This is a genomic window from Pseudomonas yamanorum (assembly GCF_900105735.1).
GTDB lineage: Bacteria > Pseudomonadota > Gammaproteobacteria > Pseudomonadales > Pseudomonadaceae > Aquipseudomonas > Aquipseudomonas yamanorum.
The window spans coordinates 6,741,610-6,757,129 of the sequence record NZ_LT629793.1; the positions used below are offsets into that span (position 1 = coordinate 6,741,610).

Consider the following 15,520-nt stretch of genomic DNA (forward strand, 5'->3'; position numbering starts at 1 on the left):
ATCATGCCACTCCATCGACCACCGCCTTCCCGAGCCCGCCGTGCCTGATTCCTACGTTTTCTCCGAGCAAGTCGGCCACCTGTTGCGCAAGGCCTACCAGCGCCACCTGGCGATCTTCCAGCAGAACGTCGGCGACTCCCAGCTCACCGCCGTGCAGTTCGTCACCCTGTGCGCCCTGCGCGATCACGGTGCAAGTTCGCTCACCGAACTGGTCAAGGCTACCGCCGTCGACCAGGCGACCATCCGCGGCATCGTCGAACGCCTCAAGGCCCGCGAACTGATCACCCTCGAACCCGATCCCCAGGACAAACGCAAAGTCGTCGTCAACCTGTCCGACTCTGGCGCCGCCCTGGTGCAGCAAACCGTGCCTTGCGCCGCCACCATCACCGAACTGACCTTGAGCAACCTCAACCCCGCCGAACGCGTCGCCGTACTGTTCCTGCTACGCAAAATGATCGACGACCCCCAAACCCCGTAGCAGCTGTCGAGCCCCAGCGAGGCTGCGTCGGCTGCACCGCCGTTATCGAGCCAGGCACAAGACCGCGTCGGCCGCACCGCCGCTATCGAGCCAGGCACAAAACCGCGTCGCCCGCCACGCAGCCTCGCCAAGGCTCGACAGCTGCTACGGCGGATATGCTATTGCCACGATGGTCTGGCACCGTTTTTGCTTTACGTTGATGTAGTAACCACTTCACCAGTCAAGTGTGTCGCGAGACCCCAGGTGCGCGACGCTTTTTTTTGACTGTTTGATGTAGTGGGCACTTCACCAAACCCAACGGGCGAAGCGAATGATCAGCCAGCACATCACGGTAACGCTTGAGGTCAACGGCCACACCACCGAAGTCAGCGCAATGGCCGACACCCCGCTGTTGCTGATCCTGCGCAATGACCTGCAACTCAACGGCCCCAAATACGGCTGCGGCCTGGGGGAGTGCGGCGCCTGCACGGTAATCATCGACGGCGTGGCTGCACGCGCCTGCGTCTTCCCACTGTCGGGCGCCGTGGGCCGCGACATCGTCACCCTCGAAGGCCTCGGCACCCGCGAAACCCCGCACCCGGTGCAACAGGCTTTTATCGACGAGCAGGCCGCCCAGTGTGGCTACTGCCTCAACGGCATGATCATGACCGCCAAGGCCTTGCTCGACCGCAATCCCAACCCCAGCGAAGCCGAGGTGCGCAGCGAACTGTCGGGCAACCTCTGCCGCTGCGGCACCCATATCGAAATCCTCCGCGCGGTGCTGCGTGCCGCCCGCCAAACGCCTTGAACGTGGATCGATAACCATGACTGACACAATCCTTTCCCGCGACCAATGGCTGGCCAAGGCCGGCGTCCTGCTGATCGTCGACGACGTGCTGCCACCTTCGGGGCCAGTGGCCAAAGGCGGCACGCCGACGATCAAGCCCAAGGAGCTGGGGCTGTTTATCGCGGTGAACGACGACGGGCGGGTGTACGCCTTTAACGGGCACGTGGACCTGGGCACCGGCATTCGCACGTCCCTGGCGCAGATCGTCGCCGAGGAACTGGACCTGACCATGGAGCAGGTGCGCATGGTGCTGGGCGACACCGAACGGGCGCCGAACCAGGGCGCGACCATTGCCAGCGCAACGTTGCAGATCTCCGCGATCCCGTTGCGCAATGCCGCGGCCGAAGCCCGGCGTTTCCTGCTGACCCGGGCAGCGCAACGTTGGTCGGTCAATGCACAGAGCCTGAAGGTCGACGCGGGGGTGATTACCGCCGAGGACGGGCGCACCACCACCTATGGCGAACTGGTCAGGGGCGAGCATGACGAACTGCGCATCAGCGGCGACGCACCGCTTAAAGCCATCGCCGATTACCGCCTGGTGGGCAAGGGCGCAGCACGAGTGGATATCCCGGGCAAGGCCACTGGCGAGCTGACCTACGTCCACGACATGCGCGTGCCGGACATGCTTCACGGCCGGGTGGTCCGCCCACCTTATGCGGGGCTGGATTGCGGTGATTTTGTCGGCAACAGCCTGTTGAGCGTCGACGAATCATCCATTGCCCACATCCCGGGGATTGTTGCGGTGGTGGTGATCCGTGATTTTGTTGGTGTGGTCGCCTTGCGTGAAGAACAGGCGATCAAGGCTGCACAGGAACTGCGGGTTCACTGGAAACCCTGGAATAACCAACTGCCGGACATGAGCGATGTGGAGCAGGCGATTCGCGACAACCCACGGGTACGCCGAACCGTGCTCGACCAAGGCAATGTCGACGAAGCCCTGGCCGCCGCCAGTCAGCGCATGCCGCGCACCTACCTGTGGCCGTACCAGATGCACGGCTCCATCGGCCCGTCTTGCGGCGTGGCGGATTATCAGCCCGGGGTCAGCCGGGTCTGGTCCGGCAGCCAGAACCCGCATCTGCTGCGGGCTGATCTTGCGTGGCTGCTGGAGTGCCCGGAAGAATCCATCGACGTGATCCGCATGGAGGCGGCCGGCTGCTACGGCCGCAATTGCGCCGACGATGTATGCGCCGACGCGTTGCTGCTGTCCCGCGCCGTGGGCAAGCCGGTGCGTGTGCAACTGACCCGCGAACAGGAACACCAGTGGGAGCCCAAAGGCACTGCGCAACTGATGGAGGTCGACGGCGGCCTGAACGCCGACGGCAGCATCGCCGCCTATGACTTTGAAACCAGCTACCCGTCCAACGGCGCGCCCACTTTGGCGCTGCTGCTGACCGGCCGGGTCGAGCCGGTGGCGGCGATGTTCGAAATGGGCGACCGCACCTCAATCCCGCCCTACGACATCGAGCACATGCGCGTCACCATCAACGACATGGCGCCGATCGTGCGCGCCTCGTGGATGCGCGGCGTGTCAGCGTTGCCCAACACCTTCGCCCATGAATCCTATATCGACGAACTGGCGTTCGCCGCCGGGGTCGACCCGGTGGAGTACCGCCTGCGTTACCTGAAGGATGAGCGCGCCATCGATCTGGTGAAATCCACCGCCGAGCGGGCCAACTGGGCACCGCGCACGGCGCCGATGCAAACCGCCAACGAAGACCACCTGCTGCGAGGTCGGGGCTTTGCCTACGCGCGCTATATCCACAGCAAGTTCCCCGGTTTCGGCGCAGCGTGGGCGGCCTGGGTGGCGGATGTGGCCATCGACAAGCAGACCGGCGATGTCTCGGTGACCCGGGTGGTGATCGGGCATGACTCGGGGATGATGATCAACCCGGCGGGGGTGCAGCATCAGATTCACGGCAATGTGATCCAGTCCACCAGCCGCGTGCTCAAGGAGCGCGTGACCTTCGAAGAGTCCACCGTGGCGAGCAAGGAGTGGGGCGGTTATCCGATCCTGACCTTCCCTGAAGTGCCGCAGATCGACGTGCTGATGATGCCGCGCCAGGACCAGCCACCGATGGGCGCCGGTGAATCCGCCTCGGTACCCAGCGCGGCGGCGATTGCCAATGCCATCTACGACGCCACCGGGATTCGTTTTCGCGAGCTGCCGATTACCCCCGAGCGCGTGCTGGCGGCGCTGAATGCAGGCACCTTGGGCGAGCCGGCGAAGTCGCCGCAGAAGCGCCGCAAATGGTTGTTCGGCTCGTTGTTCGCCGCGTTTGGCGCGGTGCTGGGCATGGCCGCCACCGCGTGGCCGTTTCACAGTGAAATCGCCCCGATTGCGCCGCCCAGCGCCGGCACTTGGTCCAAGGCCACCCTGGAGCGCGGGCGTTTGCTCGCGGCGGTAGGGGATTGTGCGGTGTGCCACACGGCGCCGGGCGGCGCCACCAATGCCGGCGGGCTGGCCATGCACACGCCGTTCGGCACGCTGTACAGCAGCAACATCACCCCGGATGAGAAGACCGGGATTGGCGGCTGGTCGTACCCGGCGTTCGAGCGGGCGATGCGCGACGGCATCGGCCGTGACGGGCGCAACCTGTACCCGGCGTTTCCCTATACCGCGTTTCGCAATATCAACGATGCGGACATGCAGGCGCTGTACGCCTACCTGATGTCCCAGGCGCCGGTCAGCCAGGCACCGGTGCCGAATGCGATGAAGTTTCCGTTCAATATCCGGCCGTTGATGGCCGGGTGGAATGCACTGTTTTTGCGCCGAGGGGAAATCAGCGTGCAACCCCAAAGAAGTGAGCAATGGAATCGCGGCGCCTATCTGGTCAATGGGCTGGGGCACTGCGCGGCGTGCCACTCGCCGCGCAACCTGATGGGCGCGGAGAAGGGCGGTAAAGCATTCCTCGCGGGTGGCAGGGTGGATGGTTGGGAAGCTCCGGCGTTGAATGGCTTGTCCAAGGCGCCGACGCCGTGGACCGAGGACCAATTGTTCACCTATCTGAGCACCGGTTATTCCGATGCCCATGGGGTGGCAACGGGGCCGATGGGGCCGGTGGTGACTGAGCTGGCCAAACTGCCCAAGACCGATATCCGCGCGATCGCGGTATACCTGGCCTCGCTGAATGACAGCGGCGCCGCCGAAGCACAGGTGGTGGCGGCTGTGACAGTGCCCAATGCCAACGGGCGGCGGGTATTCGAAGGCTCGTGCAAAGCCTGCCATGCCGACGGGCAGGGGCCGAAGCTGTTCGGGGTCAGCCCGTCACTGGCGACCAATACGAACGTGCACAGCGATGAACCGGACAATCTGATCAAGGTGATTTTGCAAGGGATCAGCACTCCGGCGACCAGGGACCTGGGCTATATGCCGGGCTTCAAGGACAGCCTGTCGAATACCCAAGTGGCAGAGCTGGCCGCCTACCTACGCGGGCGCTTCGCGCCCAATGCACCGCAATGGGACAGCTTGGAGCAAAAAGTCGCTCACCTAAGAGCCAACCCGGGCACCCATTGATTCACACGGTCAAAAATGTGGGAGCGGGCTTGCTCGCGAAAGCTGTTCGTCAGTCGTCAAATGTACTGATTGATACACCGCATTCGCGAGCAAGCCCGCTCCCACATTTAGATCCAGGTTCTACCGTTGGATGGGCGGTGTCAGGCATACACCACGCAACACCAGATCACTGATAAACCCCAGCCAATCCCGCTGCTGGCTCTTGTCCGCCAAATCCTCCCCTAAAAACGAACTCAGCGTGTGCTGGTTGGAGTTATAGAAGTAGCACAACGAAGCAATCATCAAATACACGTGCTTGATGTCCACATCCTCACGAAACAGCCCCTGGGCCTGACCCGCCTCGATAATCGGCCGCAACACCCCAACCGCCTCCCCGGACAACCGCCGCAGCTCCCCGGACTGCTTCGCATGCTTGCCCTTATGCAGGTTCTCGATACTCAGGATCGCCACAAACTCGGGATGCTTGACGTAGTAATTCCAGATAAACCCCACCAACGCCTGCAACGCTTGCACCGGCGTACTCAGGTCGAGCTTGAGTTTGCTTTCGGCTTTATTGAACTGCTCATAGGTGTGCTCCAGCACACACACAAACAGGTGCTCCTTGCTGCCGAAGTAGTAATACAACATGCGGTCGTTGGAGTCGGCCTCCCGGGAAATGCTTTCCACACGCCCGCCGGAATAGCCGTCCCGGGTGAAGACCTTGACCGCCGCCTGGAGAATCCGCGCGCGGGTCTGGTCGGCTTGCTGGGCGCGGATACCGGTCTTCTTGATCACCATCGAAAAGCCTCTGCAGCGCAGCGTAAAGGCCCGGAATATAGCATGGGCATTATTCCGTTACCGACAGGCTCTGTCACAAACGCGGCATAACGCTGGGGCTTGGATCGGAAACGTATTACTTTCTAGTTCTTCTAATAAGCAGAGTAGCCAGGGATGAAATACCAACCGTTTACCCGAACTTTGATTGCCACCGCGTTGGTGCTGACCGTCAGCGGTGTACAGGCGGCCTCCCAGGCCCCGGTGGCTGGCGAAAATGGCATGGTGGTCACGGCCCAGCATCTCGCTACCCATGTGGGGGTGGATGTGCTCAAGGCCGGTGGCAATGCGGTGGATGCGGCGGTGGCGGTGGGCTACGCCCTGGCCGTGGTCTACCCGGCGGCCGGCAACCTGGGCGGCGGCGGTTTCATGACCGTGCAACTGGCCGATGGACGCAAGACCTTCCTCGACTTCCGCGAAAAAGCCCCGCTGGCGGCGACTGCCGACATGTACCTGGACAAGGACGGCAACGTCGTTCCGGACCTCAGCTCCAAGGGACACCTGGCTGTCGGCGTACCCGGCACTGTATCGGGTATGGAACTGGCGCTGAGCAAATACGGCACCCTAAAGCGTGCCCAGGTGATCGCCCCGGCGATCAAGCTGGCCGAAGACGGTTTTGCCCTGGAGCAGGGCGATGTCGACCTGTTGCACACCGCTACCGACGAATTCAAGAAAGACAAAGATCTGCGCGGCATCTTCCTGCACGGTGGCGAGCCGATGCTGGTTGGCCAGAAGCTGGTGCAGAAAGACCTGGCGAAAACCCTGCGGGAAATCTCCGCCAAGGGCACCGACGGCTTCTACAAAGGCTGGGTAGCCAAGGCGATTGTGGATTCCAGCCAGTCGGGCAAAGGCATCATCACCCAGGCCGACCTGGACAAATACAAGACCCGCGAACTGGCGCCCATCGAGTGTGACTACCGTGGCTACCACGTGGTGTCCGCGCCACCACCGAGCTCGGGCGGGGTGGTCATCTGCGAAATCATGAATATCCTCGAAGGTTACCCGATGGCCGACCTCGGCTATCACTCGGCCCAGGGCCTGCACTACCAGATTGAGGCCATGCGCCATGCGTACGTTGACCGCAACAGCTACCTCGGCGACCCGGACTTCGTGCAGAACCCGGTCGAGCACCTGCTGGACAAGGACTACGCCGCCAAACTGCGCGCCGCCATCGACCCGCAGAAAGCCGGGATCTCCCAGGACATCAAGCCCGGGGTTTCGCCCCACGAAGGCAATAACACCACCCACTACTCCATCGTCGACAAGTGGGGCAACGCCGTCTCGGTGACCTACACCCTCAACGACTGGTTCGGCGCCGGTGTAATGGCGAGCAAAACCGGGGTGATTCTCAACGACGAAATGGACGACTTCACCTCCAAGATCGGCGTACCGAACATGTACGGCCTGGTCCAGGGCGAAGCCAACGCCATCGCGCCGGGCAAGACGCCGCTGTCGTCCATGAGCCCGACCATCGTTACCAAGGACGGCAAAGCGGTGATGGTGGTGGGGACGCCGGGTGGCAGCCGCATCATCACGGCCACCTTGCTGACCATCCTCAATGTCATCGACTACAAGATGAACATTCAGGAAGCCGTGGACGCCCCGCGTTTCCACCAGCAATGGCTGCCTGAGGCGACCAATATCGAGCGCTTTGCCCTGAGCCCCGATACCCAGAAAATCCTCGAAGGCTGGGGCCACAAGTTTGCCGGCCCGCAGGATGCCAACCACCTGGCAGCCATCCTGGTGGGCGCACCGTCCCTGGACGGCAAGCCGGTGGGCAATAACCGTTTCTATGGGGCCAACGACCCACGGCGCAATACCGGGTTGTCGTTGGGCTACTGAGGTCAATCGCGCCTGAAAACGGAACGACCGAACACCTTCCGGGCTCTACTCCAAGAGCCCTGGAAGGACCCTTCCCATGAAAGCGCTGAAGATCGCGACCTTCAACATCAATGGCATCCGCGCCCGCCTGCCCAATCTGCTGGAATGGCTGGCGCGGGAACAGCCGGACATTGTCTGCCTGCAAGAACTCAAGGCGCCCGACAGCCTGTTTCCCTTCAACGACTTTGACGCCGCCGGCTTCGGTGCGTTGTGCCTGGGCCAGGCCTCATGGAACGGCGTGGCGATTCTGGCCCGCGACGCGCAACCGCTGGAAAGCCGCCGGGGTTTGCCCGGTGATGACGCCGACCATCAAAGCCGCTACCTCGAAGCCGCCGTGCACGGCATTCTGGTGGGCTGCCTGTACTTGCCCAACGACAACCCCCAGCCGGGGCCGAAATTCGACTACAAACTGGCGTGGTTTGAACGGCTGATCGACTACGCCAGGCACCTGCAATCCAGTGAACACCCGGTGTTGCTGGCCGGGGATTTCAATGTGGTGCCCACCGACCTCGATATCTACAACCCGCGCTCCTGGCTGAAGGACGCCGCAAAGTCGTGAGTGTTATCAGCGCCTGCTGGAGCAGGGCTGGACGGACGCCTTGCGCCATCTGTATCCCGACGAGCAGGTCTATACCTTCTGGGATTATTTCCGCCAGCACTGGCAGAAAAACGCCGGCCTGCGAATTGATCACTTGCTGCTCAATCCGGCGCTCAAGCCTTATCTGAACGGCGCCGGAGTGGATGCGTGGGTGCGCAACGAGCCCCATGCCAGCGACCATGCGCCGACCTGGATCCAGCTCGGCACCCGCAAGGCCCGTTAGAGCCCGCGGATCAGCTCAAGCACCTCGGCTTTTTTCAGCGGGTGCTTCATGCGTTGCGAGAGCAGCGCCATGGCCCGCTGATGTTCGCAGGCAACCACTGCTTCCACTTCATCGCCACGGCAGAGCAGGGCGATGAAGTGGTGGTGCTGCAGGTCACCTTCCACGTGGAGTTGATTCCAGTGACGGGGATGGCCCAGCAGTTCGAACGTCTTGCCGAAGTGATAGGTCCAGAAGAACGGCACGTCGGCATACGCCTGCTGCGCTCCCAGCATGTTGCGCGCCGCCAGCACCCCGAGTTGCTGCGCCACGCGCCAGTGTTCGATGCGCACGGGCTGATCGTTCCATGGGAAGGTCACCATATCGCCCGCTGCCCATAGCCCGGGTGCGACCCGCAAATCCGCTTCGGCCTTCAGTGACTGGTCCTCGGCCTTTTCCAACCCCTGAACAAAACCGGTGGCAGGTGTCACGCCGACGCCCATCAGTACCAGGTCTGCGGCCAGTCTATGGCCGTTTTTCAGCACGACCGTCGTCACATCCCCGTGTCCTTCGAGGCGCGCGGGCTCACTGGCGCTGTGGAATATCACGCCATTGGCCTCATGCAATTGGCGCAGTGACGCACCGATGCGCTTGCCCAGTTGGGCTGCCAGCGGAATCTCGTGACGGCCCACCACCTGGACCGTCAAGCCGCGCTTGCGTAGCGCTGAAGCAGCCTCCAGGCCGATAAAACTGTCGCCGATGATCACCGCGCATTTACCGGGTTGCGCTGCCTTGACGATGCGCGCCGCGTCATCCCGTGAGCGCAGCACAAACACGTTGTTCAGTACGGTGCCGGGAATATCCAGCGGTTTGGCCTCGCCGCCGGTGGCCAGCAGCGCCGCGTCGTAGTCGAAGCGGCGACCGTCTACGAGTTGGAGGCATTTGGCGTGAGGGTCAAGGTTTTGGACTTCGCCGTGGATCTGGATGTCGCGGTAGCTGGCTTCATCCAGCAACGGTGGGGTTTCGTCGGGCGGCATCTCGCCTGCGATGACGAATTTGCTCAAGGCAGTGCGGTCGTAGGCAGGATTTTGCTCCTGGTCGATCCACAGCAGGCGGCCGCTGAAGCCTTCGCGGCGCAGGGTAGCGACGGCTGCCGAACCCGCTGCGCCGGCGCCAATCACGATAAAGCAGCGGGAGTCTTTGGCCTGTGGGGCCGATGAAGAGGGCAGCGCTTCGTCTCCCACGCTGACCACACCATCGTGAATCTCCACCGGATATTGCGTGAGCTGCACCAATGCGGGCGGCTCGCAGACCTGGCCGTCATCCACCCGGAAAGCCGCCTTGTGCCACGGGCAAATGATCCTCCCGTCACAGATTGCGCCTTGCTCCAAAGGCGCCCCGGCGTGGGGGCACTCCGCCTGATAGGCCCGCACCTGGCTACCCGAACGCACCAGCAGGAGCTTGTGGGCGGCGGTTTCGACGCGAACGCCGCGGTCTTCGGGCAAGTTGATCAAGCGGGCAACAATGCGCATGTTCATAGGCCAATCTCCTTTTAAGGATTGACCTGTGCCCTGCGTGGAGAACTGCGTTGACCCGATAACCGGTCTTCAGCCTTGCGCGCTGTGGCTGCGAAAATGCGCCAGGGAGAGGGCGATATCATCATGGGAGAGTTGGGTGGCGGCCGCTTCGGCGCTGTCACGGGCGATCGGCTCTATGCGGTCGAACATCTGCGTTTCATAGGCCCTTACCGCCTCGGAGCATGTGCTGTTTTCGATCAGGTGCCGGGCCAGCTCCGCAGCATCGAGCATCGCCGCATTGACGCCTTCGCCACCAAACGGTGACATCAGATGTGCGGCATCGCCAATCAGGGTCAGGCCTGGGCGGTGTGCCCAGTGATGGCCGACGGGCAGCGCGTAAATGGCCCGGGACAGAAAGCGCTCGTTTGAGGCGTGCAGCAGCGCGAGGATGTCCGGGTGCCAGCCTTCGAACTGCGCCAGCAGCGATTGCCGGGTCGTCTGTGGCGAAGACCAGTCCAGTTGCTGCGCCGCCCAGTCAGTGGGGACGCGAAAGATTCCATAGCCGCGCAGATGCGCGTTGGCGTTGCGTTGCACGACCAGCAACCTGGCGTCGCCCGAAACGTCCAGTTTGCCCTGGCCGACGAGCGTGGCCAGGGCCGGGTGGCGGCGGTCGACGTCATCAACCCCGAATTCGATAAACGTCAGCCCGCTGTATTGAGGCTGATAGCGCGACAACAAGGGGCGCACTTTCGACCAGGCCCCGTCGGCGCCGACGACCAGGTCGAACGGGCCGTGGACGGTGTCGCCCTGATGCAGGGTCCAGCATGTGTCGCCTGCCTGGCGGATCTCGCTGACGTTGACGTCCCATTTCACGCAATCAGCAGGCAACGAATCCAGGAGGATTTGCCGCAAGGCGGTGCGGTCGACTTCCGGGCGGTCGCCGGCGGCCGGACTGGGGTCTTCAAACAGCAGTCGCGCGTGTTTATCCATCAGGCGCGAGCCTTGGTCTTCATAACGGGCGATGGTGTGGAAGGCATCTTCAAGGCCGGCTTTTTTGAGCGCCAGCTGGCCGGATTCAACGTGTAAATCCAGGGTGCCGCCCTGAGGTCGTTCCAGTGGCCCGCGCTCGCGCTCGAACACGCTGGCGGTAAAGCCATTGATCGTAAGAATCCGTGCCAGGGTCAGCCCGGCAGGGCCGCCTCCGACGATGGCAATGCGTAATGAGCTATTCATGAAAACTGTCCTCGTCGGTCAATCCAACAGTTGTTCCACCGCTGAAAACGCCTGGTCCTGGCGCGCTTGCCAATCCCCACGGATGATCCGTAACGGCTGATGATGTTGCTCCAGCCAGTCAAGGCTGGCCTGGAAAAACGCCAGGCGGTCGGCAAACTCCGGCTGGCAGCGTTGACCATCGGCGGTCCACTCCACGTCTTCCGGCGACAGCAGCAGGTGCAAGTCGTAGTGGCGGGCGAGCAGTTCGCTGTCGAGCCAGGCCGGGCAGTCGCCAAACAGGGTCTGGCTCCACAGCTTGTTGGTCAGCAGGTTGGTGTCCAGGATCAGCAACGCTGGCTGCCGGGCGCGCGCGGCGTCTTCCCAGGCCAGTTGGCCACGGGCGATGTCGGGGATATCGGCCAGGGTGGTATCGCGCTGGTGGTGGTCGATGAAATGGCGCACGTATTCGCCCACCATCACCCCGCCAAAATGCGCCTGCAACTGCGCGGCCAGCCAGCTTTTACCGCTGGATTCCGGGCCGGCCAATACCACGACTTTCATGCATGCAACGCCGGGTCGGCGCGCCATTCGCGCCAGCCCTGCACCGCGATCACGGTGAACAAGGCATAGAGTGCGGCGGTGAGGTACAGGCCTTTATAGAGGAACAGCCCGACAAAGATCACATCCAGGGCAACCCACAATGGCCAGCACTGCACGCGCTTCTGCGCCATCCACATCTGCGCCACCAGGCTGAAGCCAGTCAGGGCCGCGTCCAGCCAGGGTTGGGCGGCGTCGGTCCAGTGGGCCATGGCGGCGCCCAGCAACAGGCTGCCCAGAGCGCCCACGGCCAGGCCTTGGAGGATCGGTTGCAGGCCCAGGCTGGTGACTTGCCGCCCTTGCTTGACCTCGCCGGCGCGGGTCCACTGCCACCAGCCGTAGAGTTGCAGGGCGGCGTAGATAACTTGCAGGAGCATGTCGGAATAGAGCTTCACATCGAAGAAGATCCAGGTGTACAGCAGCACCATCACCAGGCCGATGGGCCAGCACCACGGGTTCTGTTTAACCGTCAACCAGACAGCGATCACCCCCAGGGCGGCGGCAAACAGTTCAAGCCCGGACATGGCGGTTCCTTGGGGGAGTCGAAGAGGGCGGTGATTGTAACCAGAGTGGTGGGCGCGGGGGTAGATCGTTCCCACGCGGAGCGTGGGAACGATCATCGGCGTCAGACCTTGAATTGGCGCAGAAGGCTGTCGAGTTGTTCGCTCAGGCCCTTCAAGTGCGCACTGGCCACGCTGGACTGCTGCGCCGCCAATGCCGTGCTGTGGGACAAACCAGCCGCCTGCGTCACATTCTGGTTGATGTCTTCCACCACATGCGCCTGCTGCAACGTGGCGCTGGCAATCGAAGCGTTCAAGCCATTGAGATTACGCAGCGCCTGGCCGATGGCAGTCAGGCTCGCTCCCGCCTGGCCCGCTTGCTCAATGGTCAGTTGCGAGGCCTGGTGGCTGTCGCTGATGACCTTGACCGCTGCCTCCGAATGACCTTGCAGGCGCTCGATCATGGCCTGGATCTCAGCGGTGGATTTTTGTGTACGCTGGGCCAGCAGCCGCACTTCATCGGCCACCACCGCAAACCCACGGCCTTGTTCCCCGGCACGGGCTGCTTCGATGGCGGCGTTGAGGGCCAGCAGGTTGGTCTGGTCGGCAATGGAGCGGATCACTTCGAGTACCCCGCCAATCTCTGTGCTTTCAGTCGACAGCGTGCGGATCACGTCCACGGCCTGGCTGATGGTGCTGGAGAGCTGGTCGATGCGTTGCAGGCTGCCGTCGATATTGAGCTGGCCCTGTTCGGCTTGCACCTGTGCATCGCGCATTTCGCTGGCCGCGTGCTCGGCGTTCTTGGCCACGTCCTGTACGCCATAGGTGACTTCGTTGATCGCGGTTGCGACCAATTCCATCTGCTGCGATTGCTGCTGGCTGCGGTCATGGGCGTCGCTGGCGTTGCTGCCCAGTTCGGTGGATGACTGGCCCAACGCATTGGCGCAGGTCTGCAACTGGCCGACCACCTGCCGCAACTTGGCGGTAAAGCTGTTGAAGTGCCGGGACAGTTGAGTGACCTCGTCCTGGCCGTGGGTGTCGAGGGTGCGGGTCAGGTCGCTTTCGCCACTGGCGATATTGGCCATCGCGTTCACCGCTTGCTGCAACGGGCGCACGATACTGCGGGCAATCAGCACCACCAGCAGGGCCATGATTACGGCGATCACCAGGCCCACCATCGAGGCCTTCCACACCTGGCCGCGGAATTCCGCTTGCACGTCATCGACATACACGCCGGACCCGATGATCCAGCCCCAGGGTTCGAACAGCTGGATATAGGAGGTCTTGGCCACCGGTGCATCGGCGCCGGGCTTGGGCCAGCGGTAATTCACCATCCCGGCGCCCTTGGCCTTGGCCAGGATCACGAACTCATTGAACACCGCAAAGCCATCCGGGTCACGGATGGCCGACAGGTTCTGGCCGTCGAGCTTGGGGTTGGCCGCGTGCATGATCATCACGGGCGTGAGGTCGTTGATCCAGAAGTAGTCGTCCTTGCCGTAGCGCAGGCCACGTACCGCGCTCAAGGCTTGCTTCTGCGCCGCTTCACGGGTCAGGACGCCGCTGGTTTCGAGGCTGTGATAATAAGTCAGGATCCCGCTGGCGGTTTGCACCACACGCTGGGTCTGCTCGCTCTTGGCCTGGTACAGGTCGCCATGAATCTGCTTGAGCATAAGCAGGCCGAGGGTTAGCAGCATCAGCACGGCGACGATCAGGATCAGCCAGAGGCGCCGGCTGATAGACATATTGCGCAAACTGTTCATGGTCCTGTCACTCCGTGTTCTTATAATTTTGGGTGCTGCATCGACTTTTCCGGCTTGTCTGATAGGCTTTCGGCCCAGAATCAAAAAACCTGAGTCCTGCCTGATTTTTCACGGAATTTTCGCAGTTCGGCCTTGATTATTTGCGCTGTGCTTGCAGCGCACTCTTCGTTAGTGAACGTCTAAAAAATATCAACGAGGCATGCCGTGGGCATGACCTTTGGGGGAATCGATGGATCTTTGGACCGCCGTACAGGCACTGATACTCGGCGTTGTAGAGGGATTGACGGAGTTTTTGCCGATCTCCAGTACCGGGCACCAGATTATCGTGGCCGACTTGATCAACTTTGGTGGCGAACGCTTTGAAGCGTTCAATATCATCATCCAGCTGGGCGCGATCCTGGCGGTGGTGTGGGAGTTTCGACGCAAGATCCTCGACGTGGTGGTCGGCTTGCCGACCCAGCGCAATGCCCAACGCTTCACCGTCAACCTGATCATCGCCGTGTTGCCGGCGGTGGTGTTGGGGGTGATTTTCGCCGACCTGATCAAACACTACCTGTTCAACCCGATCACCGTGGCGGCGGCGTTGGTGGTGGGCGGCGTCATCATGTTGTGGGCCGAGCGTCGCCAGCATGAAGTGCACGCCGAAACCGTCGACGACATCACCTGGAAGGACGCGATCAAAGTTGGCTTCGCCCAGTGCCTGGCGATGATCCCGGGTACCTCGCGCTCGGGCGCCACCATCATTGGCGGCCTGTTGTTCGGCCTCTCGCGCAAGACCGCCACCGAGTTCTCGTTCTTCCTGGCGATGCCGACCATGGTCGGTGCGGCGGTGTATTCGGGCTACAAGTACCGTCACCTGTTCCAGCCGGATGACCTGCCGGTGTTCGCCATCGGCTTTGTCACCTCGTTCATCTTCGCGATGATCGCGGTCAAGGCGCTGCTCAAGTTCATCGCTAGCCACAGCTACGCGGCGTTTGCCTGGTACCGGATCGCCTTCGGCCTGGTGATCCTGGCCACCTGGCAGTTCGGCTGGATCGACTGGTCGGCCGTCAAGCCATGATCATCCAGCATCCGCGCTTCAAGGCGTTGGTGTTTGCACTGCTGTGCGCCGCGCCGCTGTTTGGTTCGGCGCTGCTGTGGTACCGCGGGGTCTCGCTGATCCCGCTGGTGGCCTATGGCGTGGTCAGCGTGGTGGCGTTCCTGCTGTACTGGAGCGACAAGCGTAAGGCTCGCGAAGACAGCTGGCGCACCCCGGAAAACGTCCTGCACGCCGTGGAGCTGGCAGGCGGTTGGCCGGGGGCGTTGATTGCCCAGCAGGTGTTCCGCCACAAGACGCGCAAGGTGTCTTACCAGGTGGTGTTCTGGCTGATCGTGTTGCTGCACCAGGTGTTCTGGATTGATCAGCTGTTCCTGGGTGGCACACTGTTATCGATTTTCTAACGCCCTATTAGCCCGAAAAAATCTATCCTTGGGAAATTCCATACAGGTTCGCGGGAGCCGATCAAGATCAAATGTGCCCCCCGCAGCCTAGACTCCTCCGCTAGCAGCCGATTATTCGGCTGTTTCCAAACGTTCATTCAGTGACTGCGCATTCGACCTCGATCCAGTGGGGCGGTCGGCAAAAG

12 protein-coding genes and 2 pseudogenes are annotated in these 15,520 nt (G+C 62.3%); 7 read left to right on the forward strand and 7 right to left on the reverse strand.

The genetic code is table 11. The features are described from left to right. The first annotated feature begins 40 nt into the window (after window positions 1-40). From BLU46_RS31385 to BLU46_RS31395, 3 genes are all read left to right on the forward strand, one after another. The gene (locus BLU46_RS31385) at window positions 41-478 is read left to right on the forward strand and encodes a MarR family winged helix-turn-helix transcriptional regulator (RefSeq protein ID WP_063029853.1); all 438 of its coding nucleotides are present in this window, start codon (window positions 41-43) and stop codon (window positions 476-478) included. A gap of 310 nt (window positions 479-788) precedes the next feature. After that, window positions 789-1,265 (forward strand): (2Fe-2S)-binding protein, encoded by a 477-nt coding sequence (locus BLU46_RS31390; protein ID WP_093209648.1) that lies wholly within the window; start codon window positions 789-791, stop codon window positions 1,263-1,265. A 16-nt stretch (window positions 1,266-1,281) separates the two neighbouring features. Then, window positions 1,282-4,818 carry a molybdopterin cofactor-binding domain-containing protein gene (locus BLU46_RS31395; RefSeq protein ID WP_093209650.1) on the forward strand — a complete coding sequence of 1,179 codons (3,537 nt, stop codon included), beginning with the start codon at window positions 1,282-1,284 and terminating at the stop codon, window positions 4,816-4,818. Between the two features lie 120 nt (window positions 4,819-4,938). Here the strand turns inward: BLU46_RS31395 and BLU46_RS31400 are convergent, their stop codons facing one another. After that, window positions 4,939-5,595, reverse strand: a complete 657-nt coding sequence (locus BLU46_RS31400; RefSeq protein WP_093209652.1) for a TetR/AcrR family transcriptional regulator — start codon at window positions 5,593-5,595, stop codon at window positions 4,939-4,941. Window positions 5,596-5,748: 153 nt separating this feature from the next. Here BLU46_RS31400 and ggt point away from each other — a divergent pair, with 153 nt between their 5' ends. Continuing rightward, entirely contained in the window at window positions 5,749-7,473 is a 1,725-nt protein-coding gene (ggt, locus tag BLU46_RS31405) for a gamma-glutamyltransferase (protein WP_003215346.1), read from the forward strand. Window positions 7,474-7,549: 76 nt separating this feature from the next. Next, window positions 7,550-8,333, forward strand: a pseudogene (xth, locus tag BLU46_RS31410) (exodeoxyribonuclease III). Here the strand turns inward: xth and BLU46_RS31415 are convergent. The 6 genes and pseudogenes from BLU46_RS31415 to BLU46_RS33665 form a co-directional block, all read right to left on the reverse strand. Continuing rightward, the gene (locus BLU46_RS31415; protein ID WP_093209654.1) at window positions 8,330-9,847 is read right to left on the reverse strand and encodes an FAD-dependent oxidoreductase; all 1,518 of its coding nucleotides are present in this window, start codon (window positions 9,845-9,847) and stop codon (window positions 8,330-8,332) included. The pseudogene xth and the gene BLU46_RS31415 overlap by 4 nt on opposite strands. 69 nt (window positions 9,848-9,916) lie before the next feature. Further along, complete coding sequence (locus BLU46_RS31420; protein ID WP_093209657.1) at window positions 9,917-11,059, reverse strand: FAD-dependent oxidoreductase; 1,143 nt, start codon at window positions 11,057-11,059, stop codon at window positions 9,917-9,919. Window positions 11,060-11,077: 18 nt separating this feature from the next. Further along, window positions 11,078-11,599: an AAA family ATPase gene (locus BLU46_RS31425; protein ID WP_093209660.1), complete on the reverse strand. Its 522-nt coding sequence runs from the start codon at window positions 11,597-11,599 to the stop codon at window positions 11,078-11,080. Then, complete coding sequence (pnuC, locus tag BLU46_RS31430) at window positions 11,596-12,159, reverse strand: nicotinamide riboside transporter PnuC (protein WP_063029869.1); 564 nt, start codon at window positions 12,157-12,159, stop codon at window positions 11,596-11,598. The genes BLU46_RS31425 and pnuC overlap by 4 nt, the downstream gene beginning before the upstream one ends. 101 nt (window positions 12,160-12,260) lie before the next feature. Beyond that, window positions 12,261-12,995 carry a methyl-accepting chemotaxis protein gene (locus BLU46_RS33660; protein WP_408003280.1) on the reverse strand — a complete coding sequence of 245 codons (735 nt, stop codon included), beginning with the start codon at window positions 12,993-12,995 and terminating at the stop codon, window positions 12,261-12,263. A gap of 120 nt (window positions 12,996-13,115) precedes the next feature. Further along, window positions 13,116-13,895, reverse strand: a pseudogene (locus BLU46_RS33665) (cache domain-containing protein); the annotation flags it as partial. A 229-nt stretch (window positions 13,896-14,124) separates the two neighbouring features. Between BLU46_RS33665 and BLU46_RS31440 the strand changes: the two are divergent. Together BLU46_RS31440 and BLU46_RS31445 are read left to right on the forward strand one after the other, a co-directional pair. Next, window positions 14,125-14,955, forward strand: coding sequence for an undecaprenyl-diphosphate phosphatase (locus BLU46_RS31440; protein WP_063029873.1), 831 nt, complete (start codon window positions 14,125-14,127; stop codon window positions 14,953-14,955). Then, window positions 14,952-15,335, forward strand: coding sequence for a DUF1294 domain-containing protein (locus BLU46_RS31445; RefSeq protein WP_063029875.1), 384 nt, complete (start codon window positions 14,952-14,954; stop codon window positions 15,333-15,335). The genes BLU46_RS31440 and BLU46_RS31445 overlap by 4 nt, the downstream gene beginning before the upstream one ends. Window positions 15,336-15,520: the final 185 nt, after the last annotated feature.